This is a genomic window from Pseudarthrobacter sp. H2 (assembly GCF_050157045.1).
In the GTDB taxonomy this organism is placed as follows: Bacteria; Actinomycetota; Actinomycetes; order Actinomycetales; family Micrococcaceae; genus Arthrobacter.
In genome coordinates this window covers 4429139-4452814 of record NZ_CP189594.1, presented here as the reverse complement: position 1 = coordinate 4452814, position 23676 = coordinate 4429139, and the positions used below count along the sequence as shown (strand labels likewise).

Here is a 23676-nt window from a genome sequence, read left to right as displayed (position 1 = left end):
CTTTCTTTGGTGCGGTTTCATTCGAGGAAAGTTTGGAGCCCGTCCGACTATTCGTGGCGGAGCGGTTCTTTGCAGGTTTCGCGGGAGAGGGCGACGGCGATCAGGGAGATGACAGCGGCGCCGACCAGGTACCAGGCCGGAGCCAGATTGTTGGCAGTGGCCGCTATCAGCAGGGTGGCCATGAACGGAGCCGTGCCGCCGAAGAGCGCGTTGGAGAGGTTGAAGCTGACCGCGAAGCCGCTGTAGCGGACCCGGGTCGGGAACATTTCGGCAAGGAAGCTCGGCAGCGTACCGTCATTGAGGGTGAGCATGGCGCCCAGCAGGATCTGGACGAGGACGATCACCAGGAAGTTCCCGGTGCCCAGCAGCGCGAAGGCGGGCACTGTCAGCACGATGAAGGTGATGGATGCGCTGATGAGCACCTTCTTGCGGCCGTAGCGGTCCGAGAGCATTCCGGTCAGGAAGATGAACCCGATGTACGTCAGCAGGGCGATGGTGGTTGCCAGGAAGGATTCGGTTGCGCCGAGGCCCAGCTCCGAGGACAGGTAGGTCGGCATGTAGCTGAGAATCACGTAAAAGCCGACGGCGTTGAGCAGCACGGCTCCGACGGCCTGCAGCAGCTGCCGCCAGTGGTTCCGGAACAGGCTGGACACGGGAGCCTTGATGGTCTCGTCCTCGGCTGCCAGTTCGCGGAACACCGGGGTGTCTTCGAGCTTGGTCCGGATGTAGCGTCCGATCAGTCCCATCGGGGCGGCCAGCAGGAATGGCAGGCGCCAACCCCAGCTTTGCATTGCCTCGGAACTGAGCAGGACTGTCAGCAGGCCCGCGATCAGGGAGCCGAGGAGCAGTCCCGCGGCGGTGCTGGCGGGAACGACGGCGGCGTACAGGCCGCGCTTGTTGGCCGGGGCGTACTCCACCAGGAAGGCCGACGCTCCGGCGTATTCACCGGAGGCGGAAAAGCCCTGCGCGACCCTGACAACCAGAAGCAGGATCGGAGCCCAGATGCCGATCGTGTTGTATCCGGGGATCAGTGCGATGCAGAAGGTCGCCCCGGACATGATCAGGATTGACAGGGAAAGTGCGGTCCGCCGGCCGACCTTGTCGCCGATATGGCCCCAGACGAAACCGCCGAGCGGGCGCACCAGGAACGATATTGCGAACAGGGCGAAAGTCAGCAGAAGACCGGTCTGGGGGCTGGATTCGGGGAAGAAGACCACAGCGATTGTTGCGGCCAGATAGCCGTAAACGGCGTAGTCGAACCATTCGACGAAGTTGCCGATGAAGCTGGCAGCGATGACTCTACGGCGGGTGTCCTTGCTGACCGCCGGGTTTCCGGCGACGGCATCGGCGCCGGGTGGTGCTGTGGTTTGTGCGGCAGCGGAGTCCGGAACTCCCCCCGATTTTTTGTCCGGAATGGTTGCCGCTCCCGCTGGCTTTGGTTCGTTACTCATGTGTCCACCAGTATAAATATGGGTTGCATTGAACGCAACGCTGTTGCACCAGATTAGGCGTGAGCTGAAACACAGTCAAGGGTTTACGGGTTGGCCCATAAGAAATATGTTTACATGAGGTGGCGATAACAAGGTGCTGAGCGCCACACTTGCGCATCTCCTAGTTGCATTGAACGCAACCCTGTTGCATTATTCTGAAGGAAATGATCTGCGTTCTTCCAAGGAAGGCGCAGGTTCGGCTTCGCCTACCGACGACGGCCCTCACCGTGGCGATCGCGCAGGCCATGGAGGAACGGGCCGAGCGCCGCGGCGGCCGACCGGACCTGCCGTCGCTCCTCGCACTGACCCCCCGGGGCCCGTTCTACGACTGCGACAAGTGGAGTCACCGGGATCCCGCCCATCTGGAACCGAAACGGGCACCGGGAGGCGGGTTCCCTGACGTGAGGCTCCAGGGCTAGCGGCCGGAATGAGAAGAGGGCGGTCCAGGCGCCATTTTTCTCACGTCTTCGGTTACGCTGCGGCTTCCCATTCCCAAGCGGTCAAACATCTTCCCGGCACCCGCTGGACCGATGCGATATCTGGGCGGAAGAGACGGGGATGCGCCTTGCAACCGAGGAGCGCTGACAAGTGACAATTGAGGCAGGACCGTCGTGGGTCTCAAATAATAGGGGTCAGGCTCTCTTGCTGCCTTGTACCGCAGCCCAGCGCCGATTCACGAGGGCGGAATCCGGCTGTGAGACACTCAGGCGTCCTTGCCCCTGAAGCCCGTGAGCGCGGGCGCGGTCTGGCTGGCTGTGCCCCTTATTGAGCCTTTGGGCGGCGGGCGGCCTGCTCCACGAGTTCGGTAATCCAGGGCCGGTGCCCGCGGTGGAACACCATTCCTTCGGGCAGCCCCTGGACGGTCGGGACGGAACTGGTGATGTCGATGGTGATCCGGCCGCCGGCCATAGGTGCGTTGGTTATGTGCAGGTCGCCGTAGGATTCCGGGAGGACGGGATCCATCCAGAGGCCGCCGCGGGAAACATGGGCGTCGTACCGCATCAGGCTCGTCACCAGGAGGATCGGTGTGGTCGCCGCCCAGGCCTGCGGCGAGCAGGCCGTCGGATAGGGGACAGGTGCGGCGAACTGGTCCCGGCCGAAGCCGCAGAACAATTCGGGCAGCCGGCCTCCGGAATACTCGGCCGCTTCCAGCAGGGCGGTGGCGATCCGCTGCGCCTCCGCCACGAAGCCGTAGCGCAGCAGGCCGGCGGCGATGATCGCATTGTCGTGCGGCCAGACCGATCCGTTGTGGTAGCTGGCGGGGTTGTACGCGCCCATGTCGGATGCCAGGGTCCGCACGCCCCAGCCGCTGAACATTTCCGGGGACATCAGCCGTTCCGCCACCTGCGGGGCCTTGTCCTCATCCATGAGGCCGAGCCAGAGGCAGTGGCCCATATTGGACGCGCACGCATCGACCTGCCGCTTGTGGCCGTCCAGGGCGATGGCGTAGTACCCGCGCCCGGGCATCCAGAACTGTTCGTTGAACTGTTTCTTCAACTGCGCCGCCCGGTCGGTGAGCCCGTCCGCCAACGCCGCGTCGCCGGCGTCGTACGCCATCCAGGCGCGCGCCAGGTACGCGGCATAGACGTAGGCCTGCACCTCACAGAGCGCGATCGGCGGTTCGGCCAGGTGGCCGTCGGCAAAGTTGATGCCGTCCCAGGAGTCCTTCCAGCCCTGGTTGAGCAGCCCCCGGTCGTTGAGGCGCTCGTACTCGACGAACCCGTCGCCGTCCTTGTCCCCGTAGTCCCGGATCCAGTCCAGCGCGCGGTCAGCGTGCGGCAGCAGCGCGGCGATGGTGTCTTTGGCGAATCCCCAGCGGCTGACGGCCCCGAGCACGTCCACGAACAGCGGGGTGGCGTCGACGCTGCCGTAGTAGGCGGACTTGCCGCCCAGGGCCAGGCCGGTGGAGACATCGAGCCTGACCTCGTGCAGGATCTTGCCCGGTTCCTCCTCGCTCATCGGGTCCACTACGGTGCCCTGGCGGTCCGCCAGGGTCTGCAGCGTGCCCAGGGCCAGGGAGGGGTCCACCGGCAGCGCCATTTCCGAGGCCCACAGCGAGTCGCGGCCGAACAGGGTCATGAACCACGGTGCCCCGGCGGCCACCACCACGCGGTCCGGATGGTCCGGATCCTCGATGCGGAGGGCGCCCAGATCCTCGTAACTGCGGCGTAACGTCCGTTCGATGGAGCGGTTTCCCATCTGGAGCACCGGAATCTTGGCCACCCACTCCCCGTGGCGCCGGTCCCGGGGGGACAATCCGTCCCCGCCGGAATGGACGAACGACGCCGCGGTACCGGCTTCCTCGGTGCCGGGCACCACGGTGAGAACCGTGCTCCAGTGGCCGTGCGGCGGGACGGACACCCGGTATGTCAGGGCTTCGGGTGTGACGTCTGCTCCGGGGGCATGGACGGTGACGCCCTTCCGGACCTCCTGCCAGAGCGCCCGGATGGTCACTGCGTCGCCGTCTACGTGGCGGGTCTCGTCCCAGCGCCGCTGGATCCGTGCCTCCTTCACCTCGAAAAGATCGGCGAAATCCGCCTCAACCTTCAGGGAGACCACGCATTCGGCCGGCTCCAGGGAGTAATTGCGGACGGTGACCTGCTCCTGGATGCCGGCCCCCACTTCGCGCAGGCGCTCCACGATCAGCGGGCTGTCCGCATACCCGTCCAGGCGGGGCACGCGGCCGGCAAACAGTCCCCGGTACGGCTCCTTCGTCTCCGCCGCCAGCGGCTCCAGCGGCTGGCCGTTAATGGTCAGGCTCCAGCCGGAGAGGACCCGGGTATCAAGCACGAAAACACCGTGCGGATATTCCGGATGGATGTCCCCGTTCGCCAGGGAGATGCAAAAAGACGATCCCTCGACCAGAGTGACCGCCCCGGCCCCCAGCGGACCGGCTGCCGTGTCAGCATTCCATCCAGCCATCCCGGCTCCTTCAAGAAACCAACACCAGCATGTCTGCGCCCCTTGGTCATGCTTGTGCCCGTCGCCGCCAAATTCTGCAACCGACGCTACTCTTGCTTACTCTCCGACGCCAGAGCCCGTGATGACTCATAAAAAAACCTCCGCGGGTCTGGATACGTTGCCTCAAAACTAAACCTCCGTTCAGAGTTGTCAGGACACCGTTGCAGGGTTGCCCCGCGGCTCCGCCGCACTTTTCTTGCCGGTGATGGATTCCGGCCTGGCGCACCCCGGGCAATCGAAGCCGTTGCGCTGGTTGACGCGGGGCATCGAGTTCATGACAGCCGCCTTCCCGCACCCGGCGTACCGCTGGGCCATACCGGGCAGAGGACGCAGGCTTCCGGGAGGAGTAACCTGTGACATATCCGTCCGGCACGGAGGGACTGCTCCGCTTTTAGGGGATGAAAGAACGTGGCTGCTGATCCAGCGCCGAGTCCATCAACGGGGCCGCCCCCGGCCCCGCGTCGGGAAAACGAACCTACGCCCTCGAAGCCGGAACGCCCTCCCCGGAAACCGTCCCCGGACAGGGCCGGGGCCCCGGAGGTGACGCGGGCCGGGATGATCTGGGTTGCCGTCACCGCCGGGCTGGTCGTCCTGGTGTTGCTCATCATCTTCATCCTGCAGAACCAGGATCGCGTCACCGTGCACTATCTTGGGGCCGCCGGCGAGCTTTCCCTGGGCATGGCGCTGTTCATCGCAGCCGTGGCTGGCGGGGTCCTGGTCGCGATCGCCGGGGCAGCGCGGATCCTTCAGCTGAGAAGCCAACGCCGCCACCCGCCCGGCCAGCCGCCGGCCCCCGCGACAGCCACCCGGCACGAACCCACGCCCGGGCCCGGGGGCCCACCGCGCTAGTCGCGGCGGCGCTCCAAGGTCCCGGCCCGGATCCGGAGGTGGCCGCCACGGGCAAACCGGCTGATGAAGCCCACAAAGTCTTCCTCCCCGACCTGCCAAGGGTGGTCGGGGATATCGGCACCGCCAATCCTGCATGCAAGGCGTGCGAGGAGCCCCAGCCCCGTGCCAGTCCGGCCGGCTCCTGCACGTCCACCACGCAGACACGGGCCTCCCGGCCCGGCGGGGCGGGGGATATTTGTCCGGGTGCGGGATTCCCGAACGTGCGGCCGCCTGCGCGGTGACGTCCGAAACCGTCCGGGGGATCCCCCGCCGATCCCGGCCCGCCTGGCTGTCATCGGCGGAGGCCCACTTGGCTGTGAGCAAAGGAACAAGCCCTCACAAAAACTGTATGCCGCCACCCCCATTCGACTAAACGTGGACTGTGATGCAGGCAACATGCGCTGCCTGCCTATCAGTCTGCGAAGCGGTGGACGTGGGTCCTCAGCGTTGCGGCGCGGTATGGTCGCCCGCGTCCGCCCGCCTTGCTTTAGCCTTGATCCACCGATGTTGGTCGGGGCGCCGACGGCGGTTTAAACCGAGAATGCCCGTCTTTTCAAGGAAAATGGAGCTTGTCTAGAACCCTTTGACCACCGAAAAGAGAGGCATCTCGTAAGTGGAAGTTTCCCATAAACCGTCCGCGGTGTCAGTTTCCTTTGACGAGCCGAATCTCGTGTCGGCGGCAGGGCTGTTGCCGGTCATGACGTTGGCCCGGGACGCCGGGCTGCATGAGTTGGCCGATGAATGGCTGTCGGTCCCGACGGACAAGGGTGCGAACGCCGGGCTGAAGGTCGCGTCCCTGGTCGCCGGGATGGTCGCCGGCGCGGACAGCATCGATGACATGGCCCTGCTGCGCCACGGCGGAATGAAGCGGCTTTTCAAGGCCTGCTACGCGCCCTCGACGCTGGGTTCGTTTCTTCGGTCCTTCACGTTCGGTCACGTGCGGCAACTGGACGCTGTCGCGTCCCGTTTCCTGGCCAACCTGGGGACCCGGGCCCCGCTGCTCGGGCGTCCCGGGGTGGAGGACTTCGTGTTCGTCGATGTCGATGACACGATCATCGAGGTCCACGGCTACGCCAAGCAGGGCTCCGGCTACGGATACTCGGGAGTCCGCGGGCTGAACGCCCTGCTGGCCACGGTCTCCACCAAGGACACCGCCCCCGTGGTCGCCGCCCAGCGGCTGCGCAAGGGCGCGGCGAACTCGGCCCGCGGAGCCAAACGCCTGATCACCGACGCCCTGTCCACGCTCAAGCGCGTCCACACCGGCGGGCGGGTGCTCTGCCGTTTCGATTCGGCCTTCTACGGCCATGCCGCGGTGTCCGCAGCGCTGGCCGGCGGGGCGGAGGTCTCGGTGACCGCGCGCATGGACCCGGCCGTCAAACGCGCCATCGCCGGGATCCCGGAGACGGCGTGGGAAACAATCGAATACACCGACGCGGTCTTCGACGAGACCACCAACACCTGGGTCTCGAAGGCCGAGGTCGCCGAGACCGTGTTCACCGCGTTCAGCTCCCGCAAAAAGGACGAGCAGATCACCGGCCGCCTGGTCGTGCGCCGCATCCCGGAACTGAACCGCAAAGCCGACGAGGGGCAGGAAACCCTGTTCCAAACTCACCGGCACCACGGGTTCTTCACCACCGTGGACGCCGGGGTCCTGGACACCGTCGCGGCGGACAAGACCCACCGGAAACACGCCATTATCGAGCAGGTCAATGCAGACCTGAAGGACAGTGCGCTGGCGCACCTGCCCTCCAGCGTTTTTGCCGCGAACTCGGCATGGCTCGTTGCCGCGGTCATGGCCTACAACCTCACCCGCGCCGCCGGGATCCTCGCCTCCGGGCCCTTCGGCAAGGCCCGTACCGGCACGATCCGCCGCAAACTCATCCACGTCCCGGCCCGCATCGCCACCAGCGCCCGACGCATCCGTCTTCACCTCCCCGAAGCCTGGCCCTGGCAAACATCATGGCAGGACCTGTTCGACCAGCTCTACCCGCCGCCGCAAGCCGCCTGAACCCGTCCACCCAGCCGCACGGCGCAACCAGGAAACCCGTGGAACACCCAGGGCAGCGAGACCCGGCACCCCGGCATACCCTCAGGCCGCACAACGAGCCGAAACCGGATACAGACCATCCACCCAGGCGGATCGGTGGATCAAGGCTTAGAGCGGACGAATGTTCTCCGCCTGGGGTCCCTTTGGACCTTGGGCGAGATCGAACTGGACTTTCTGGTTCTCCTCCAGTGAACGGTAGCCGCTGCTGGCAATCGCCGAATAATGGGCAAATACATCGGCAGAGCCGTCATCATTGGCGATGAATCCGAAGCCCTTTTCGGAGTTGAACCATTTCACTGTTCCAGTTGCCATGTCTATTTTCCCCGCCATACTCTCTGTTTCCCCCGGCCTTCAGTGGCCGTGGGGCTGCGGAGACCCTTCTCCGCTGTCCCAAACGTACGGTGCCGGATCGGCAGGTGCAAGCATCCCGGCCGGGAAAGCCCCGGGACCGCGCGTACACGGGCTGCCCCGGCTCGACGCGTGGCCGAAGCCTGATCGGGGGTCCCGACAAGGAACGAAAGGGTCGGCCCAGGCCGGACTGCTTGACTCCGCCGAACGGGCGGCCGCGTTGGATACCACGCCGGCGTTCAGGCCCAGCATGCCGGTCTCCAGTCGTTCGCCCATCCGGATGCCCCGGTTCAGTTCGCGCGCTTCCGACGCGGAACTCATTCCCGGGAGGCGGGGATGGTGCAGCCGGTGGATGGGCAGGAGTCGGGGCTATCGCCGTGGCTTCCGAGGGGCGGATCGGCTCTCCCGGTTGGATTGGTTTCCCGGTGGGGTTGCCTATCCGAGGGAGTTGCCGAGCCGTCGTTCCTCGCGTGTTTGGCCGAACGGCACGTCGGGGTGAAGGGTGACGGTGAAGTCGTTGTAGGCGTTCTGGGTGACCAAAACGCCGTGACGGCCCACTGCCATGGCCTGCGTGATGGCCGTGTCGACGGCGGCGGTCAGGTTGGTTTGGATCGTGTCGGGGTCTTCGCCGCTGACGTCCAGGGTCAGGGTTGTCGGGCGCATGGTTCCTGCTTTCTTCCGGTCGCGGAAGCGGTCGCGGGGCGGTGGGGTTGCCTGGCGCGGTGGCGGGAGCGGCATGGCCTCGGAAGGACAGCCGCTCCCGCTCCGCTGCGGTTGGTGGGTGGTGGTGTCAGGGGTGGAGGGCGGCTGCTTGTTCGAGGTTCTGGCCCTTGGTTTCGGGGGCCATGAAGAAACTGACGGCTGCGCCGAGCAGTGCGATGCCGGCGGCGATCCACATGGTGCCGGAGAGCCCGAGGTGGGTCAGGGCCAGCGGGGTGGCGAAGGTGCCGATTGCGGCGCCGATGCGGCTGGTGCCGGTGCAGAGTCCGACGGCGGTTGCGCGGACTTTGGTGGGGAACAGTTCGTTGGGGTAGATCCATTCCAGGATCGAGGGGCCGCCGTTGAAGATGGCGTAGAAGGCGAAGGCCAGGGCGATCAGGCCCAGGGGTGCGGTGGGGAAGAGCGCCAGGAAGAGCAGGCCGACGCCGGAGAGGATGAAGCCCCAGATCAGGACGGGCCGGCGGCCGAGCTTGTCCACGACGAGGAGGGCGGCGATGTTGCCGACGAGGAAGAACAGGTTGATCAGGCCGTAGCCGATGTTGGCTTCGTCGCCGGACTGGAGGTTGAACAGGGCCAGGATCTGGGGTCCGAAGGCGTAGATGGAGAACAGGGTCACGATGGTGCAGGTCCAGAAGATGGAGATGAAGATGACCCGGTGCAGGTAGCCGCCGGTCAGGACCAGTTTGAAGGCTTTGGCGGTGCTGAGTTTGGCCGCGTTGGGGTCGTGGGCGGTGATGCCGTCCAGGGTTGCGCCCTCGCCGATGGTTTTTTTCAGGATCTCCAGGGCTTCCTGGTGCCGGCCTTTGCCGACGAGCCAGTGGGGGGACTCGGGGATGGTGGCCCGGGCGATGAGGATCAGGACGGCGGGCACGGCGGAGGAGAGCAGCATCCAGCGCCATCCGTCCTCGAAGGAGAGGAGCCAGTAGCCGACGAAGGCGGCGACGGTGGCGCCGACGAACCACATGGCGTTCAGGCCGCCCAGGAGCCGGGCGCGCCAGTTTTTGGGCACGAATTCGGCGACCAGGGAGGTCGCGATGGGGTAGTCGGCGCCGACGGCGATGCCGATGAGCAGCCGCAGGACGAACAGCTGCCAGGGGTCCTGGACGAAGAACTGGGCGATGGAGAACACGATGATGGCCATGAGGTCGATCGTGTACATGAGCTTGCGCCCGATTTTGTCGGTGATGTTGCCGAAAACGAGCCCGCCGAGGAAGACACCGATCAGGGCGGAGGCGCCGATGAGACCGTTCCACCAGTCATTCATCTGCCAGGCCGGGATGACCTGGACCAGGGCGATGCCGATGATGGCCAGGATGTATCCGTCCAGGAACGGGCCCCCTGAGCTGAAGAGGGTGAGGCGTTTGTGGAAGGAGTTCAGCGGCGCTGAATCGATGGTCATTTGAGACGCAGGTGCTGCGTGGGAAAGCATGGTGGTTCCGATCTGGGAAGAGGGAAAGCGACGTTGGTAACCCAACAGATCCGTGGCCGTGGTCCGGTCAGGCTGTTACGGCTGCGACCGCATCGATCTCGATGCGTTTTTCGCCTCTGAACCGGGCCACCTCTACGGTGGTCCTGGGAGGCAGGGGGTGGCCGCTGAGCCTGGTGAGGTAGGCGGCGTTGTAGTCATCAAACTCGTCAAGGTCGGCCAGGAAGACCGTGAGCTTGAGCAGGCGGGACAGGCTGGACCCTGCTTCTGTGAGAGCGGCTTCGAGGTTGTCGAACGCCTGGGTCACCTGGCCGGCGATGTCGGCCGGGACGGTGCCGTCGTCCCGGGCCGGTATCTGCCCGCACAGGTAGATGATGCCGCCGGTTGCTGCGGAGGCAGAGTAGGGCCGCGGTTTACCGTCGGTGAACTGGGTCCGGGTGATCGCGCTCATGCGTCCGGCACTAGGTACTTCCGGGACAGCCGGTACATGCTCTGCCATTGTTTCTCCCGCACTTTCAGCGCTTTGGGCGCGATGTTGGTTGTTTCCGGATCTGTGTTGACCGGTTCGGGCAGGACCATGACGACGGTGCTGTCCGCGTTGGTTTGGGGCAGGAGGGCCGTGACTGCTTCCGACGCCAGGGTCTGCGTGGCCGAAAGCACCCCGTCCTGGACGGTGAGGTAGTCTGTGGCGTCTCCGTCATCCGGTGCCGTCCCGGCATGGGCCGTGGCGATGACGATCCGGCGGTGCAGGGAAGCGGTATGCCTGAGCAGCAGGTCGTTCCAGAGAAGTCCCGGGATGCGGGGGGCCGGTGTGCGGGTCACGGATATCTCGCCGTCTTGGGTGTCGCTTGCGAGGTCGAGGAGTTGGAGGGCGGTCCGCAGGGGCGGCTGTCCGGCGGAGTCAAGCTCGCGCAGGGTGCCTCCCGCCCAGGACGCGTCCCTGGCGGCTGCCGGCCGGAGGGGTGTCGTCCAGTCCGCGTCCAGGAGTTGTTCGAGGAGGCGGAGGCCGGCGTGTTCTTCGGCTTCGGCGCGGAGGACTGCGAGGGCTCCTTCCTGGGCTTCGAGGGGGTCGGCGCCGGCGGCGCAGAGGGCACGGAAGGCCGCTTCTTTGATTTCGCGGGGCTGGACGTCGATGGTGCGGTCCGTCAGCTGGCGATCGGGGGCGTCTCCGGTGGTGGTGTCAGACATGCGCGTGTTCCTTTGTGGTGTCCATGACGTGGGTGAACAGCCGGGCCCAGTTGCCGCCCATTACGGCGGCGATGGTGTGGTCCGTGAGGCCTGCGGCTGCGAGGCCGTCGGTGAGCCGGGGGAAGTCCTGGGGGCCGGTGAACCAGTCCGGCCACAGGGGCCAGGTGGGAGTGTTCTGTGGGTCGGTGGGTTGCCAGCGGCCGTTGCGGAGCCAGCCGACGAATTCCTGGTCCCAGCCGCGGGTGCAGTCGCTGCCGATACCGACGCTGCCGGGACCATACTGGTCCACCATGCGCGCCACCATGGTGCAGAAGCTTTCGATGGTGACGTGTTCACCGCCGCTGACGGTGGGGTAGAGGCAGCAGCCGATGACGCCGCCGCGGTCCACGAGGGGCTGGATGACGTCGTGGGGTTTGTTCCGCGGGGTGTCAAAGAACCAGAGCGGGTTGGAGTGGGTGACGGAGACCGGCACCGAGGACGCTTCGATGGCGTCGCGGCTGGTCCGGTATCCGACGTGGGAGAGGTCGATGAGCATGCCGACCCGGTTCATCTCTTCCACTATCACCCGCCCGTAGCGGGTCAGGCCGGCATCGTCGGCTTCGAAGCAGCCGCTGCCGATCAGATTCTGGTTGTTGTAGGTCAGCTGGGCGATCCGGACGCCGAGCCGGTGGAAGAGCTCAACGTAACGGTAGTCGTCTTCAAACGGGCTGCCGTTCTGGAACCCCAGGAACACGGCGATCCTGTTTTGCTGCTTCGCGGCGTCGATGTCTGCCCCGGTGGCGGCGAGGAACACCAGGTCCGGGTTGTGGTTGACGAGGTCCAGCCACTGACCGACGGACCGGAGGGTGTCCGCGGCGTTTTCCCAGACAGCGCAGGTCGCGTTGACCGCGCTGACGCCGCCGGTACGCAGTTCCTCCAGGACGGGGCGGCTCCAGTTGCTGATCTGCAGCCCGTCCACGACGGTCAGCTGCTCGTGCAGGCTCATTGTTCCGGCCCCTTCGGCGCCGTCGGGAAGAGCCAGTCGTCCTCGTCCGTCCCGTGGTTGATATCCACCGCGCGGGGGGCCCCGCTGAACAACGTCACGCGCAGCCAGTCCGTGGACTGTGGACTGAAGTTGTTCATCCCGTAACTGGCCAGCTGGAAGCGCTGGGTACTCAGGGGCAGGAACTCGGTGTCGATGAGGTTGTCCTGCAGCTCCCCGTAGAGGTAAGGCCGGGTCTGCTGGACCCGGGCCGCGGCGAAGCGGTGGCCGGGGTGTGCCAGGAGGAAGTCTGCGATGCTGCGGTGGGCCGGGAACCGCTCGAGGTCCGCGGCGAGGGCGTTGATGCGGCGGGCGATGTCTGTGCAGTGCTCGGCGGCACCTTCGGGCCGGGTGGCGCGCAGTGCACGGCGGGGTTCTTCGTTGGCTGCGGAGGAGAACCAGTAATAGCCCGTCCGCTCCGGATCGGTGAAGTCGTAGCCGCGGGCCCAGGCGTAGTTGGTCTCCAGCAGCTGCCTCAGTTCCCAGCAGGGCATGGCCGGCTCGAACGGCGCGGCGCCGTCAACTCTGAGCAGGGACTCGGCGTCCTCGTCGAAGTCGGTACGCAGTTCAATGACGATGGAGGCAAAGATCCCCCGGGCCTCCGGGCTGAGGCTTGCGGCCTTCTCGTGGAGGCGTGCCAGGACCGGCGCGGGTTCCGTCGCGGAGGCCGTGTGGGTCTGCAGCTCGCTCAGGAGTTGCTGCAGCTGGGGCCGGATCGCGTCGGTGGGCAGGAACGGGGCGGTGTGGAGGGCGTGTTTTTCTTCAAGGTGGCGGTCAGCCTTGAGAAGGAGTTCCGCGACGCGGGCAAGGTCGGGATGCCCGGGGGCGTAGTCCCGGCCGAGGCCGGCGGCGAGGGGAGTTTCCCGCAGCCGGCACCAGGCGTCCAGGTAGTCCGGGTGGTTGATCACGAACGGGACCATGCCCAGCCCGGTGGCGTTGCCCAGTCCCAGGTATTTGCCCCACTCCGGGTCCAGGGGGACCGCGGTGGTGCCGGCCGCCGTGGCTTTGGCGCGGGCGACGTGTTCCACCATGTCCATGCTCAGTTCACGCAGCAGCCAGGCGGTGAGCATCTGGGACCGGTAGGGGACGGCAAGCGGGTGGCCGGCGGGGATGTCCGTGAATTCCTTGAGCCCGAATTTTCCGTTGCCGTAGAACGCGGTGCTGCGGATCAGATACGGGCTGGGGCCGATGGCGTCGACGTCGGGCTGGGACCCGGCGGCCAGGCAGTCGCTGACGTAGTCAAAGAAGCGTGCGCTGCGGTTCGCCCGGGTCAGGATGATGGTGTCCGGGTCGACACGGCCGCGTTCCTGGACGGGGACATTGAGCCGCAGTTCGGCTTCGCGCTCCGGTGTGAGGTCTCCTTCGATGAGTGCCGCGGTAACGTCCCAGGCGTCGGCGATGACCCGGTCGGTGCGTTCGCTTTCCTGAAGGGTGCGGCAGAAAGCGATGAAGGTCAGCTGCCGGCCTTCGGCGTCCACGGTGTAGACGGCGGTGCCCCGGGCATCGGCGTCGAGCTCCAGGCGGGTCCTGGCCACGGACCACTGCCGGGCTGCGGCGCGCCGGAGCATCGTGCGGGCAAAGCTGTGCCGGGTGGCCCAGGCGCCGTTCATGTCGGCGCCGGAGAGCACGTCCTCCGGGGCACGGAGCCCGTGTGCGGTCCGTTCGTCCTGAAGTGTCATGATCATGCCTTCCCGGGTGCCAGGCGGAGGTAAGCGGTTTTTTCGTGGGTGAAGAAGCCGCGGCGACAGCACTGTTTTGTTCCCGGGGACCGGCGAAGGTTGAATCCTTCATCCCGCCGAAGGGGGCATGGATTTCGGAACCGGTCGAGGGAGCATTGACCTTCACGAGACCGGCGTCCAGATACGTGACGCACTGCCGGGCGGCGCGCTCATCGCTGGTGAACACCGCGGCCGTGAGGCCGAAGTCGGTGTTGTTCGCCAACGCAATGGCTTCATCGAGGGTGGCTGCGCGGAGAATGGTGACCACAGGGCCGAAGACCTCTTCGCGGCAGATCGTCATCGACGCCGGCCCGGTCAGCACGGTGGGCCGGACGTAGTGCCCGTCCGTGGCGGGAGCAGGGGCCTGGGCGAGGATTTCCCCGCCTTCGGTGAGGGCCGTCTCGATCGCGGCATTGATCTCGTCGCGGGCGGAGGCGGACACGACGGGGCCGATCTGCACCGACGGGTCAGTGCCCGGGCCCAGGACAAGTGCGGTGACCTTCTCCTTGACCCTGGCCAGGAACGCCTCGTGCCCGTCGCCGACGAGGATGATCCGCCGGGTGGCCGTGCACTTCTGGCCGGTGGACCCCATCGCGGCGTTGACGGCGCTGGACGCGGCCAGTTCGACGTCGGCATCGGGCAGGACCAGGGTCGCGTTGTGTCCGCCCAACTCCATCTGCAGTTTCGCGCCGCGTCCACAGACAATCCCGCGGATGTGGTGGCCCACCGGAACAGATCCGGTAAAGGTCACGCCCGCCACCGACGGATGGGACACGAGTTCGGAGCCCAGCGGGCCCGGGCCAAGGAGCAGGTTGGCGACGCCGGCCGGCACACCGGCGGCGGCCAGGATGTCCATCAGCAGGACCGACACTCCGGGGGTGTGGCTGGCGGACTTCCAGACCACGGTGTTGCCGTGCAGCAGGGCCGGTGCGATCTTCCACGCCGGGATCTGCAGCGGGAAGTTCCACGGTGTGATCACCCCGACGATGCCCAGCGGGCGCCGCACGGTCAGGATCCGCTCATCGGGGTGGCTGGACGGGTATTCGGTGCCGACCGGGTTCCGGGCCGAGCCCGCGTGGTAGTCGAACGTGTCGGCGGAGGCGTCGACTTCCATCCTGGACTCCGTCAGTGTCTTGCCGTGTTCGGCCGTCATGACGCGGGCTATCTCGTCGGCCCGTTCCCGGATCAGCGCGGCCGCAGCCGACAGGATCCGGCCCCGGGCCAGAATCCCCAGCCTGTCCCACGCCGGAGCGGCGTCAGTGGCCGCCTGGATCGCCTGCGCCAGCTCTTCGGAGCCGGCCTGGTGATAGGTGGTGACCGCTTCCTCCGGTGCCGACGGGTTGAACCGGGACGTCGTGTCCCCGGTCCCTTCAACCCAACTACCGTTGATGAAGCTGCTGGCGGGCCTGGTCATGACGGGCATTCTCGAACCTCTTAGTGTTTGTTGATCTGTGACTGTCCTCACGATCAACGGTAGACCCGGAAGGTCGTCCAAAGAAGTATCTATTTGACGCTAATCAATATGCGTTTAGTCTTGTTCGTATGAACCTTCGTCGCCTGGAACTTTTCGTCGCAGTAGCCGAAGAACTGCACTTCAACCGTGCCGCCGAACGGCTGCACATGGCCCAGCCACCGCTGAGCCAGCAGATCCGCAAACTCGAAGAGGAATGCAAGACCCAGTTGTTCGTGCGCAACTCCCGCAACGTGCAGCTCACCGCCGACGGGGAACTGCTCCTGAAACACGCCCGTAAAGTCCTCAGCCAGTACGCGGCCATGACCGCGGCACTCCGGCAGGCCCGGGACGGCGAAATCGGGCGTCTGCGTCTCGGTTTCGTCTCATCGGCAGCCATTTCGGCTCTTCCGCCCGTCGTGCGGGAACTCCGGTCGCAATGGCCCGGCATCGACCTCGAACTCCGCGAGGAAACCACCGACGCCCAGATCGACCTCATTACCGCCGGAGCCCTCGATGCCGGAATCGCCCGGGAAGTCCGGACCCTGCCGGGGATCAGCACTACGCTCCTGCAAAATGAACGCCTCGTCGTTGCCGTCCCGGCAGACCACCCCCTGGCCCACCGGACCTCGGTCGGGCTTGCAGAACTGAAGGGGGAGAGGTTCATTGCCTTCTCGCGGGACCGGATCTCGCGGCTTTTCGACCACATCGCTGCACTGCTTCACGCCGCCGACGTCGACTTCGACCTCGCCCAGCAGGCCGTCCAGTTCCCCACCATCCTCGGGCTGGTGGCCGCCCACCTGGGCATCGCAGTCGTCCCGGAATCCCTCCGCGCCTTCGCCATCCCCGGCCTTGCCTACCTGGACATCCAGGACGCCAGCGCCATTTCCCGCGTCAGCCTGATCTACAGCAACGACATGACCGATTCACCCCTCATCGCCAAAGTCAGGGACGCCTGCCGGCAAACAATGGGAGCCCCCGAGCTGGCGCCGCTGGACGCTGGATAACGGCCGTCCATGTTCCCAGCGGCGGAATGTCAGTGGCCTGGCCCCCTATGACAGAGGGCCGTTTCCCTTCCGATCTGTGGGGTAGGGTCACACGTCTCCATCTCGGAACAAGTCCCTGCGGGATTGCCCGGTCGAAAGTTTCAGTGGATGCCACTTTCGACCGCCCTGTCTCTCCAATCGGCCGTATTGCGTGACGTGGTGAAGGTGAGAGACTATGCGATCAAACGATCCCGGCTACCGCGTGGTTCCTCGAATTTGCGGATCCTTTTTAGGGCGTTAACCGCGTAGTGGGTGTCCGCTTTGCTCAGGTAGATTTGATGAATGTCGGGGCAGGATTTCCGCTGACGATTTTGGAGTTCCAGTCACGTTCGGAGATGAACAGGCATGCCTGGACTACTTGTTCGAGTGCCCCTGGCCTGATGGTTTCGTGTGCCCCCGGTGCAAAGGACTCGGTGTCTGGCCGATAGCCACGCGGAGGTTGTGGCAGTGCTCCGGATGCCATTACGAGGTGTCGCTGACGGCCGGCACGGTGCTGCACAGGACGCATACAGCGCTGCATTTGTGGTTCTGGGCCGCTTACCTGATGACGACCGGTACGCCGGGGATCTCTGCCGTAGCAGCCGGCACGGGCGAAGGCAAGAGCCTGATGTTCAACGGCCACCTCGATACCGTCACCGTCGCCGGCCTGCAGGCCGCACGCGAACAAGGACGAGTAGGCGGCCGCAAACGCATCACGACGGAAGCCAAGATCCGCTCCGCCCGCAAACTCCTCAACCAAGGAACACCCCCCGGGAAGTGGCCAACAGCCTCGGCGTCTCCGTGCCGACGCTTTACCGGTGGGTCCCGGCCGCAGGCACTGCTGTGGCTTCAAAGGAGTAGGTCCTGCTGGTTGGTGCAGGCGACTTCTGAAAAAAAGATGGTTGGTGCAGAGGACTATTGAGCAGAATGCGGTTCCGTGCACGGCACTTCTGACATTTCCGTTGTCAACACTCGTCTGCAGCCCCGGAATTCCGCGGGAGCGTGTGCAATCGACTCCTGAAAACGACAGTCAGCTTGGGGTGTGCCTAATATTTGTTTGTTTACTGGATTTCGAGGCCGGCACTGGTCCAGTGCACGGACCGCAGATCAGGGACTAAGGCGTCCGGCTGGTGTTCGCCGATGTCACGGCTGCCGACGCCAAGGACGTGTCCCACCTGAGCGGCGCGCGCCGCGCGAATGCCGGCCGGAGCGTCTTCCACCACGACGCACTGATCTGCCGACACGCCAAGACGTTGTGCTGCGGCCAGGTAGCCTTCGGGGTGCGGTTTGCCGTGTCTGACGTCGCCGGCCGTTACCAGTACCTCGGGGGCGGTGAGCCCGGCGGCCGACAGTCGGGCGTGGGCCAGGTCGCGTGATGCGGAGGTCACTGTAGCCCACCGGCCAGGGGGTATTGCTGCCAGGAGTTCGGCGGCGCCGGGGATCTCGGTGGCGGCAGCTGCGTCTTCGATTTCCAGTGTGTCGATCAGCTCCACGGCGGCTGGGCGCTTCGACGGGGAGATGAATTGTGCGACGGTATCGACCGATCGCCGTCCGTAAACGGTAGGGAGGACTTCTTCTGGGTCCAGGTTCATCTCGTGCGCCCATCGGGTCCAGGAACGCACAACGGCGGTGTCCGAATCGACGAGCACCCCGTCGCAGTCGAACAGTACGGCAGCGCAGTGCAGGACAGTCACGGTGCGGGCCCCGACCGTCGTGCTGCGCAGTTCCGACGTGCGCTCCTTAATGGGCCGGTTAAACCGGGCGAAGTGGTCATGAGACGCCATAGTGGGTCCTTTGCTAACTGGGGTTCCCGCGTGGGTCGCGGGAGTCGAGTCTGTGGTGCGCTTGCTGCTCGGGGCACGAGCACGGGGAGGATGAGCAGGCCTATGCGCGGATCGGAGACTTGGGTAATGGCGTCTGCGCTGAGGCCGACGATGTAGCCGATCCCGGCGGGGGTGAGTGCTAGCGAGCTCTGGGTCACGCCTCCTCTTGTTTCCGCGCGGCCTCGTCGAGAGCTTCCAGGATCCGGGCGTTGAGTGCCGCGTCGGTGAGATCGTAGCGGAGCGGCGTTCCGTTGAGGGCGCTGTCGGCGAAGTGTTCGCCCATCCGTACGAAGTGGTTTTCGCCCTTGACCTTGTGATAAATCGTGTCCTGCCCGAAGTGATGCTCCTCCAGGACCGAATCCTCCTCCAAGAGCCCAAAAGGATTGTCGAGGTAGAGCCGGCCCTCGGTGCCCGTGAGTTCCAGAAAGTTGCGGCGCTCGAGGTTGACTCCCGTATCAAAAAGCGCTGTTGCTTTGCCGGGAAAGCGCAGCATGCCCGCAATGCTGGTGTCGATTCGACCGTCGTCGTTGGCGTCGCGGTAGTTGCCAAACGCGGCGACCTGCACCGGCTCTTGCCCCGTGACCATCCGGCTCATGTTGACGCAGTAGCATCCAGCATCGAAAAGTGCGCCGCCGCCGAGCCCGGTATACCAGCGGATGTTGTCGTCTCCGCCCGCATCGAAGGAGTGTGCGACGTGGACAAAGGTCAATGTGCCCACCGCATGGGCCGCGAGCAGCTCTTGCAGCTTTTCGAAACGCGGGTGAAAACGGTACATGAAGCCTTCTAGGACTTTGAGCCCGGTCTCGTCGGCCTTGCGCGTAATCTCCCCGCACTCGGCGGCGCTCATCGCCAAGGGTTTTTCACAGAGGACGTGCTTGCCTGCGTCCAGGGCTTTAAGAATCCATTCGAGGTGCAGCGCGTTCGGCAGCGCAATGTAGACAGCGTCGATGTCCGGCGAAGCGAGCAGCGCCTCATAAGAGCCAAACGCCTGTGGGACGCCGTGCTTGTCGGCGTACTCCCGGGCCTTTTTCTCGGTGCGGGACGCGATACCTACGACCTCACCGTTTATCGTTTTCTGCAACGCCGGAATTGTCTTGCGGACGACGCGGGCGGTGCCCAGGACACCCCAACGCAATTTCTCGCTCATTGAACTCTCCATTTCTACAACTACCCTGACTGAGAACAGTACTGTTGGAACCAGCTTCCGCAGACAAACGGGCCGGCCGGATTCCGTGGATGCAATTTTTACTAGCATCCGAATCGTCATGATTGGGATTAGCGGACTGGCTGGCCAAACCCGTCATACCGTATGTGACACCACACGCTTGCAAGGCAACGACCTATCGCCTGACTATGCTGAGGTCAGAGGGCACCATTTGCCATGGCGGTATGAGTTCCTGCTCAACAGACGGGAATTTCAGTGTCAAATCATCCCTTAAAACCCAAGCTGGGAGGCGCGGACGCTGCCTGACCTTAGGCGATTTCTGTTCCGGAAAGAGGCACTTCGTTAAGCGGCATGGCACCTGGTCGGCTTCCGGTCCTGAGCGGTAGTGACAGTCATCAGAACACAGTTCAGTCATGATGCGGCGAGCTGTAGTTCGTAGCCATCCTGAATGTGGAACAGGCGGCGGCCTTCAACAGGGTCGTGGACCCAAATGATGTCACCGTCCGCTGTCCGGGCGTCCACTAGTCCGACATACTTTGGGCGCCTGCTGCCGACCAGCTGCACCTTGTCTCCAACTTGGACATTGTCCCAGCCGGAACCTCCTGTTCGATTCATTCCTGAAGTCACAATTCTCTCCTCGTTGTTGGTTTAGCAGCAGCATCTGGTGCACTGACGCAAGCGGAAGGCGGGGAACCTCTCAATGGAGGAGTTGCCGATGAAATGGGTCATGGCTGTGCCACCGTCAATCCCCGTGAGAGCGAAAGTTGAGTCAGCCAGCGTACTCAGCTGAACTTGCCTGTTTTGAGTTCGATGACGATGGCTGGAGGGTGAGCGGGACGCAGGCTGAGCCCGGGCGTGTCTGCTAGGAGGGAGGCATTGTTGCCGCACGGCCCAATCCGGTAGCGAGGCCCGCGACGACGGTCACCAGCCTGTCTGCTCCCAGGTCTCGCCAAACGGAACCGTGTCGCTGAGTTCGAATGTGTACCGGGCAGGATCATGCCGGGTGACCCTAATGCCGGCAGACCCATGGGCCATTGCTGCTTGCCGGAGCAGGGCCTCTGCCTCGTTAAGCAACTCGTAAAGTTCCTCAGGCCTGTCGACGACGACTTCCAGGGACTCAGTTGTCTGACTACTCATGGTCAACACTTCCTTGTGATATGGGTCACTATGTTGTAATTACTTTGACATGAACACTTGTTCAAGTCAATTGTTCTTCTGTGGTCGTAGTCAGGATCAGCGCCAGATGCGCGCCGCAGAGGCCTTTGCCCCTGCAGCAACAGCAGGTGATGGATAGCTGTTGCTGCAGGGGCAAGGTGGCGATACCTGCGATCTGGTTCATAGCCGCCTGCTGGCGCAGGCTATGCCCCGGTCGCGTAGGGCTCCTTAAGATGACATGGAGCCGTGTGCGGTGAAGAAGCCGAGACCGTAATCGGGCGTTTCAAAGGTAATTTCTGATCCCTTCGGGAAGAAGAGTACGTCGCGTTCCTTGGCATGGGTCACTTCTCCTGTCGCACGGTCAGTGAGGATGAACTCACCCTTCACGACAACCTTCATTTCGTCGCAGGTGTACGTGTAGACCAGTGGCTCGGAGGCCTTGAGCTCGAAGAATCCGGAGCTCATGACTGAACCGTTGGGGTGGGTGAGGGAGTCGCCGATGGCGGCGTCGACTCCTGGGACGTTCATTGACGGCAGTCCGATAAAGCCGTTTTCCACTTTATGGATGGATCCGGTCTTGGTGAATGTTCCCAGTGTTGTGGCTTCCATGATTCTCTCCTGTGAGTGGTGTTGTGTAACTCTGGCTTGTCTTTGTCAGAACTGTTCATCTTTGCCAGAACCGTCCATCTTTGGAATGGTTCTCTGTTGATAGCCTTTGTTCGTGATTAGAAGATCACATAGAGCTTGCGCAGCGTCTCGTGAATTTCCCAGTTACCGCTCCAGCCGCGGGGGATGAAGACGGTGGTCCCAGGGCCAACGAGCTCGGGCTCGCCGTCGTCGGGCGTGATGGTCATCGAGCCTGAAAGAACGTGCACAAATTCGTTCGTTTCCAGTACCCAGCGGGAGGGTCCCGCGGTGCATTCCCAGATGCCGGACTCGGCACCGTTCCCGTCGTCCTTCCACAGATACATTCCGCGGGTGTTCATCTGCTGTCCGGTCGCTTCGGGGCAGGTGCCCCAATCGTCGAGCTCCGTGACGTTCTCCGCGTCGCGGATGAGGGCTGCTGAGATGGAGGCTGTCTGTTGTGTCATGTGTTTTGCCTTTCGAGGAGCTATGGAAACTTCTACTGCTGACAGCGTTTTGTTGTTGCATTGCGGGCCGGAGGGCCCAGAGATGCGGCGCTGAAGGGTTTCGGCGTTGCAGGGCGTGCGGTCATTAGGGGTACGTCAGGCTCAGACTTCGGAATACTTGAAAGAGTGCGATTCCAGGCCTTCGGGGTTAGGGCCATAAATGGTGATCATCCGCGCATAGACGGGTGCCCAGTACCGGCCCAGGCCGCCCGGATTGACCCGGGCCGAATCGCCCGGCCTCAGGATGACAGTCTTGCCCATGCTCGCAATATGGAGTTCGCCCTCCAGTACGAAAGCAGTTTCACTGTGCGGGTGGAAGTCCTCCCAGGCGCAGGAATCCAGCGTCCATTCCGAGAGGACAAAGTCATCCCAGCTACCCACTGGATGAGCATTTATGAACCGGCAGCGCAGCCGCCCATAGTCGCCGCCCAGGGCCTCCATAGGCTTCGCGGCCCAGAAATCAATTGCATTCCCCGTCGTCGCTGTCGGGGACTGAATGGTGCCTGCATCATTCATGGCTTCAACCGTTTCAATAGTCGGAAATCTTCTCTAAAGACTTGCCCGGTGAATGTCAGTTACATCGCGTCATAGTGAGGTGGATCACCGTGCTGCCATAACCGTGACATGAACAACTGTTCTAGTCAAGCGTTCATGTTAGATCTTTTGAAAATGACCTGCAGCCGTAAAGCTTGGGTTGGTCCGCGTGAAGGGGTGGCTATGCTCTTGATTGCCAGGCGAGCCGAAACGAATTGCTCGGCGAAAAACAGCGCGGCCCCCTCGTTTGGAGAGGCCTGCTCGGCTACCCACCAGCCCGACCCCCACGGGCCGGCCACTCGGCGGCGCCATGGCCCCCTGGCGAGGGCCACGATGGACGGCGAGCCCTGCTCGGTCATGCTCATTGCTGCAGTGGTCATGTCTGCTTTACATCGTTCGGACTCTTGCTGGGAAGGATGTCGGCGGGAGCGTCGGGGGACTGGCCCCGCCGCTCCTGGATTTCGTCTGTAAAGCTGAACAGGGGCGAGGTCATCGCATCGGCTGAAGAGGCGCCCGGACAATAAGGTTTAAAGTGTTCACTCGTCCGGGAGTCCTGCAGGGGGTGCCCCTGTTCGCTAACGTCCGGAGGCTGCCTCTTGCGGAACGTAATGGTCTCGGCGGCAGGGCCTATGTGAATTTGTGGGCTCCTTGGGCGCGACTGGCCGAGCTGAGTCGGATCCCATCCGCGATGCGGCGTCACCATCTGGAGCCCTCCTTATGCCATTGCTTTGGCAAAAAAGAGGTTTGAAATCTTTGTAGTGAACGATTGACTTGAACTTCTGTTCATGTCAAAGTTTGTGGGACGAACAACGTGACTGGCATCACACCGGCAGGGCTCAACGCAGAGCTCAGCCGGTTAGTACAAATGCCAAACTTCGGGTTTGCAGGCGATCCCTCACGGAGCCCCCCAGCGGCGTTCCAGCCTGGTTCTTCAACGCAGCCTTGTGCACCCCAGCTCTGACAATGATGAACAGCTCTGACGAATCTTTCACCGCACTATTTATAGGAGATACACCATGGAAACCACCCTCGTAGGAACTCTGAGCAAGGCCGGATCCATCCACAAGGTAGAGAACGGCTTCATCGGCTTGCCGTCGATGAACGAGCCGGGGACGATCTCCGCGATCGGCGACTCCCTCCACAACCCCGAGGGGTCGGTCATGTGCGCCGGATTCTTCGAGCTGGAGGCCTCCGAGCCGTTGGTGTACACGTACACCTACGACGAAATGAAGGTTGTCATCAAGGGTGAATTCATCCTCACGGACCAGACCACGGGCGAAGTGACGCACGCGAAGGAACGCGACGTACTGTTCTTCCCCAAGGGCACCACCGTGAAGTTCGAGACCCCTGAGTACGGCCTGGGGTTCTTCGCCGGCGACCGCACCTTCGCACCCTAAGGACCGACCATGCGTTCCGCGTCCATGCCAACAGGCGCGGGGCCCGAAGCCGATGGCCGTTATCCGCTGCCTTCTTTTGTTCCGTATTAACTGCCCACTCGCTCACGCTTCAGGCAGCCACCTTCCGAATAGACCAGTTCCGCCGTCAAACCAAGGGCGGCGCTGGGCACTCACCGGCGGTGCATACCGC

Annotated in this window: 23 protein-coding genes and 2 pseudogenes; 7 read left to right on the top strand and 18 right to left on the bottom strand. The window is 64.0% G+C overall.

What is annotated here, in order from left to right:
- Nucleotides 1–47 precede the first annotated feature (47 nt).
- Nucleotides 48–1451, bottom strand: a complete 1404-nt coding sequence (locus ACQCSZ_RS20725) for an MFS transporter (protein WP_427005519.1) — start codon at nucleotides 1449–1451, stop codon at nucleotides 48–50.
- Between the two features lie 203 nt (nucleotides 1452–1654).
- On the opposite strand from ACQCSZ_RS20725, the gene ACQCSZ_RS20720 reads away from it, so the two are divergent.
- Nucleotides 1655–1909, top strand: coding sequence for a hypothetical protein (locus tag ACQCSZ_RS20720; protein WP_427005518.1), 255 nt, complete (start codon nucleotides 1655–1657; stop codon nucleotides 1907–1909).
- A gap of 343 nt (nucleotides 1910–2252) precedes the next feature.
- On the opposite strand, the gene ACQCSZ_RS20715 is transcribed toward ACQCSZ_RS20720, so the two are convergent.
- Nucleotides 2253–4412, bottom strand: a complete 2160-nt coding sequence (locus tag ACQCSZ_RS20715; protein ID WP_427005517.1) for a glycogen debranching N-terminal domain-containing protein — start codon at nucleotides 4410–4412, stop codon at nucleotides 2253–2255.
- 189 nt (nucleotides 4413–4601) lie between these two features.
- The gene (locus ACQCSZ_RS20710; RefSeq protein WP_427005516.1) at nucleotides 4602–4727 is read right to left on the bottom strand and encodes a hypothetical protein; all 126 of its coding nucleotides are present in this window, start codon (nucleotides 4725–4727) and stop codon (nucleotides 4602–4604) included.
- 279 nt (nucleotides 4728–5006) lie between these two features.
- Here ACQCSZ_RS20710 and ACQCSZ_RS20705 point away from each other — a divergent pair, with 279 nt between their 5' ends.
- Together ACQCSZ_RS20705 and ACQCSZ_RS20700 are read left to right on the top strand one after the other, a co-directional pair.
- Nucleotides 5007–5300 carry a LapA family protein gene (locus ACQCSZ_RS20705; protein WP_427005515.1) on the top strand — a complete coding sequence of 98 codons (294 nt, stop codon included), beginning with the start codon at nucleotides 5007–5009 and terminating at the stop codon, nucleotides 5298–5300.
- Nucleotides 5301–5952: 652 nt separating this feature from the next.
- A complete protein-coding gene (locus tag ACQCSZ_RS20700) occupies nucleotides 5953–7347 on the top strand; it encodes an IS1380 family transposase (protein WP_427004787.1) in 1395 nt (464 codons plus the stop codon).
- A gap of 147 nt (nucleotides 7348–7494) precedes the next feature.
- Here ACQCSZ_RS20700 and ACQCSZ_RS20695 read toward each other — a convergent pair whose 3' ends face one another.
- The 8 genes and pseudogenes from ACQCSZ_RS20695 to ACQCSZ_RS20660 all read right to left on the bottom strand — a co-directional run bounded on the left by ACQCSZ_RS20695 (nucleotide 7495) and on the right by ACQCSZ_RS20660 (nucleotide 15221).
- Nucleotides 7495–7698, bottom strand: coding sequence for a cold-shock protein (locus ACQCSZ_RS20695; RefSeq protein WP_427005514.1), 204 nt, complete (start codon nucleotides 7696–7698; stop codon nucleotides 7495–7497).
- Nucleotides 7699–7909: 211 nt separating this feature from the next.
- Nucleotides 7910–8034, bottom strand: a pseudogene (locus tag ACQCSZ_RS20690) (aldehyde dehydrogenase family protein); the annotation flags it as partial.
- A 135-nt stretch (nucleotides 8035–8169) separates the two neighbouring features.
- The gene (locus tag ACQCSZ_RS20685) at nucleotides 8170–8397 is read right to left on the bottom strand and encodes a hypothetical protein (RefSeq protein ID WP_427005513.1); all 228 of its coding nucleotides are present in this window, start codon (nucleotides 8395–8397) and stop codon (nucleotides 8170–8172) included.
- A gap of 127 nt (nucleotides 8398–8524) precedes the next feature.
- Nucleotides 8525–9853, bottom strand: coding sequence for an MFS transporter (locus ACQCSZ_RS20680; protein WP_427005512.1), 1329 nt, complete (start codon nucleotides 9851–9853; stop codon nucleotides 8525–8527).
- A 97-nt stretch (nucleotides 9854–9950) separates the two neighbouring features.
- Nucleotides 9951–10331: a RidA family protein gene (locus ACQCSZ_RS20675; RefSeq protein WP_427005511.1), complete on the bottom strand. Its 381-nt coding sequence runs from the start codon at nucleotides 10329–10331 to the stop codon at nucleotides 9951–9953.
- Nucleotides 10328–11068 carry a hypothetical protein gene (locus ACQCSZ_RS20670; RefSeq protein ID WP_427005510.1) on the bottom strand — a complete coding sequence of 247 codons (741 nt, stop codon included), beginning with the start codon at nucleotides 11066–11068 and terminating at the stop codon, nucleotides 10328–10330. Before ACQCSZ_RS20670 ends, ACQCSZ_RS20675 begins: the two co-directional genes overlap by 4 nt.
- Complete coding sequence (locus ACQCSZ_RS20665; protein WP_427004956.1) at nucleotides 11061–12053, bottom strand: membrane dipeptidase; 993 nt, start codon at nucleotides 12051–12053, stop codon at nucleotides 11061–11063. The genes ACQCSZ_RS20670 and ACQCSZ_RS20665 overlap by 8 nt, the downstream gene beginning before the upstream one ends.
- 1275 nt (nucleotides 12054–13328) lie before the next feature.
- Complete coding sequence (locus ACQCSZ_RS20660) at nucleotides 13329–15221, bottom strand: aldehyde dehydrogenase family protein (RefSeq protein WP_427005509.1); 1893 nt, start codon at nucleotides 15219–15221, stop codon at nucleotides 13329–13331.
- Between the two features lie 128 nt (nucleotides 15222–15349).
- Here ACQCSZ_RS20660 and ACQCSZ_RS20655 point away from each other — a divergent pair, with 128 nt between their 5' ends.
- From ACQCSZ_RS20655 to ACQCSZ_RS20645, 3 genes and pseudogenes are all read left to right on the top strand, one after another.
- The gene (locus tag ACQCSZ_RS20655; RefSeq protein WP_427005508.1) at nucleotides 15350–16264 is read left to right on the top strand and encodes a LysR family transcriptional regulator; all 915 of its coding nucleotides are present in this window, start codon (nucleotides 15350–15352) and stop codon (nucleotides 16262–16264) included.
- A 334-nt stretch (nucleotides 16265–16598) separates the two neighbouring features.
- Nucleotides 16599–16757 (top strand): annotated as a pseudogene (locus tag ACQCSZ_RS20650) (transposase); the annotation flags it as partial.
- Between the two features lie 15 nt (nucleotides 16758–16772).
- Nucleotides 16773–17204: a hypothetical protein gene (locus ACQCSZ_RS20645; protein ID WP_427005507.1), complete on the top strand. Its 432-nt coding sequence runs from the start codon at nucleotides 16773–16775 to the stop codon at nucleotides 17202–17204.
- A 139-nt stretch (nucleotides 17205–17343) separates the two neighbouring features.
- Here ACQCSZ_RS20645 and ACQCSZ_RS20640 read toward each other — a convergent pair whose 3' ends face one another.
- From ACQCSZ_RS20640 to ACQCSZ_RS20610, 7 genes are all read right to left on the bottom strand, one after another.
- Nucleotides 17344–18066: an HAD-IA family hydrolase gene (locus ACQCSZ_RS20640; RefSeq protein WP_427005506.1), complete on the bottom strand. Its 723-nt coding sequence runs from the start codon at nucleotides 18064–18066 to the stop codon at nucleotides 17344–17346.
- 193 nt (nucleotides 18067–18259) lie between these two features.
- Nucleotides 18260–19252, bottom strand: coding sequence for a Gfo/Idh/MocA family protein (locus ACQCSZ_RS20635; protein WP_427005505.1), 993 nt, complete (start codon nucleotides 19250–19252; stop codon nucleotides 18260–18262).
- A 939-nt stretch (nucleotides 19253–20191) separates the two neighbouring features.
- Nucleotides 20192–20407 carry a hypothetical protein gene (locus ACQCSZ_RS20630; RefSeq protein WP_427005504.1) on the bottom strand — a complete coding sequence of 72 codons (216 nt, stop codon included), beginning with the start codon at nucleotides 20405–20407 and terminating at the stop codon, nucleotides 20192–20194.
- Between the two features lie 61 nt (nucleotides 20408–20468).
- Nucleotides 20469–20609 (bottom strand): hypothetical protein, encoded by a 141-nt coding sequence (locus ACQCSZ_RS20625; RefSeq protein WP_427005503.1) that lies wholly within the window; start codon nucleotides 20607–20609, stop codon nucleotides 20469–20471.
- Between the two features lie 44 nt (nucleotides 20610–20653).
- The gene (locus ACQCSZ_RS20620; protein ID WP_427005502.1) at nucleotides 20654–21034 is read right to left on the bottom strand and encodes a cupin domain-containing protein; all 381 of its coding nucleotides are present in this window, start codon (nucleotides 21032–21034) and stop codon (nucleotides 20654–20656) included.
- Nucleotides 21035–21150: 116 nt separating this feature from the next.
- Complete coding sequence (locus tag ACQCSZ_RS20615; RefSeq protein ID WP_427005501.1) at nucleotides 21151–21516, bottom strand: cupin domain-containing protein; 366 nt, start codon at nucleotides 21514–21516, stop codon at nucleotides 21151–21153.
- Nucleotides 21517–21657: 141 nt separating this feature from the next.
- Nucleotides 21658–22071: a cupin domain-containing protein gene (locus ACQCSZ_RS20610; protein WP_427005500.1), complete on the bottom strand. Its 414-nt coding sequence runs from the start codon at nucleotides 22069–22071 to the stop codon at nucleotides 21658–21660.
- Nucleotides 22072–23105: 1034 nt separating this feature from the next.
- Between ACQCSZ_RS20610 and ACQCSZ_RS20605 the strand changes: the two genes are divergently transcribed.
- Nucleotides 23106–23486 (top strand): cupin domain-containing protein, encoded by a 381-nt coding sequence (locus tag ACQCSZ_RS20605; protein ID WP_427005499.1) that lies wholly within the window; start codon nucleotides 23106–23108, stop codon nucleotides 23484–23486.
- Nucleotides 23487–23676 lie beyond the last annotated feature (190 nt).

Bases quoted from the DNA above. Each gene is read 5' to 3' on its own strand.
- ACQCSZ_RS20715 (WP_427005517.1), bottom strand. From the start codon at position 4,412: ATGGCTGGATGGAATGCTGACACGGCAGCCGGTCCGCTGGGGGCCGGG.
- ACQCSZ_RS20670 (WP_427005510.1), bottom strand. From the start codon at position 11,068: ATGTCTGACACCACCACCGGAGACGCCCCCGATCGCCAGCTGACGGAC.
- ACQCSZ_RS20610 (WP_427005500.1), bottom strand. From the start codon at position 22,071: ATGAATGATGCAGGCACCATTCAGTCCCCGACAGCGACGACGGGGAAT.
- ACQCSZ_RS20640 (WP_427005506.1), bottom strand. From the start codon at position 18,066: ATGGCGTCTCATGACCACTTCGCCCGGTTTAACCGGCCCATTAAGGAG.
- ACQCSZ_RS20615 (WP_427005501.1), bottom strand. From the start codon at position 21,516: ATGACACAACAGACAGCCTCCATCTCAGCAGCCCTCATCCGCGACGCG.
- ACQCSZ_RS20705 (WP_427005515.1), top strand. From the start codon at position 5,007: ATGATCTGGGTTGCCGTCACCGCCGGGCTGGTCGTCCTGGTGTTGCTC.
- ACQCSZ_RS20630 (WP_427005504.1), bottom strand. From the start codon at position 20,407: ATGAGTAGTCAGACAACTGAGTCCCTGGAAGTCGTCGTCGACAGGCCT.
- ACQCSZ_RS20695 (WP_427005514.1), bottom strand. From the start codon at position 7,698: ATGGCAACTGGAACAGTGAAATGGTTCAACTCCGAAAAGGGCTTCGGA.
- ACQCSZ_RS20655 (WP_427005508.1), top strand. From the start codon at position 15,350: ATGAACCTTCGTCGCCTGGAACTTTTCGTCGCAGTAGCCGAAGAACTG.
- ACQCSZ_RS20710 (WP_427005516.1), bottom strand. From the start codon at position 4,727: ATGAACTCGATGCCCCGCGTCAACCAGCGCAACGGCTTCGATTGCCCG.
- ACQCSZ_RS20685 (WP_427005513.1), bottom strand. From the start codon at position 8,397: ATGCGCCCGACAACCCTGACCCTGGACGTCAGCGGCGAAGACCCCGAC.
- ACQCSZ_RS20635 (WP_427005505.1), bottom strand. From the start codon at position 19,252: ATGAGCGAGAAATTGCGTTGGGGTGTCCTGGGCACCGCCCGCGTCGTC.
- ACQCSZ_RS20675 (WP_427005511.1), bottom strand. From the start codon at position 10,331: ATGAGCGCGATCACCCGGACCCAGTTCACCGACGGTAAACCGCGGCCC.
- ACQCSZ_RS20665 (WP_427004956.1), bottom strand. From the start codon at position 12,053: ATGAGCCTGCACGAGCAGCTGACCGTCGTGGACGGGCTGCAGATCAGC.
- ACQCSZ_RS20620 (WP_427005502.1), bottom strand. From the start codon at position 21,034: ATGGAAGCCACAACACTGGGAACATTCACCAAGACCGGATCCATCCAT.
- ACQCSZ_RS20660 (WP_427005509.1), bottom strand. From the start codon at position 15,221: ATGACCAGGCCCGCCAGCAGCTTCATCAACGGTAGTTGGGTTGAAGGG.
- ACQCSZ_RS20720 (WP_427005518.1), top strand. From the start codon at position 1,655: ATGATCTGCGTTCTTCCAAGGAAGGCGCAGGTTCGGCTTCGCCTACCG.
- ACQCSZ_RS20625 (WP_427005503.1), bottom strand. From the start codon at position 20,609: ATGAACCAGATCGCAGGTATCGCCACCTTGCCCCTGCAGCAACAGCTA.
- ACQCSZ_RS20680 (WP_427005512.1), bottom strand. From the start codon at position 9,853: ATGACCATCGATTCAGCGCCGCTGAACTCCTTCCACAAACGCCTCACC.
- ACQCSZ_RS20725 (WP_427005519.1), bottom strand. From the start codon at position 1,451: ATGAGTAACGAACCAAAGCCAGCGGGAGCGGCAACCATTCCGGACAAA.
- ACQCSZ_RS20605 (WP_427005499.1), top strand. From the start codon at position 23,106: ATGGAAACCACCCTCGTAGGAACTCTGAGCAAGGCCGGATCCATCCAC.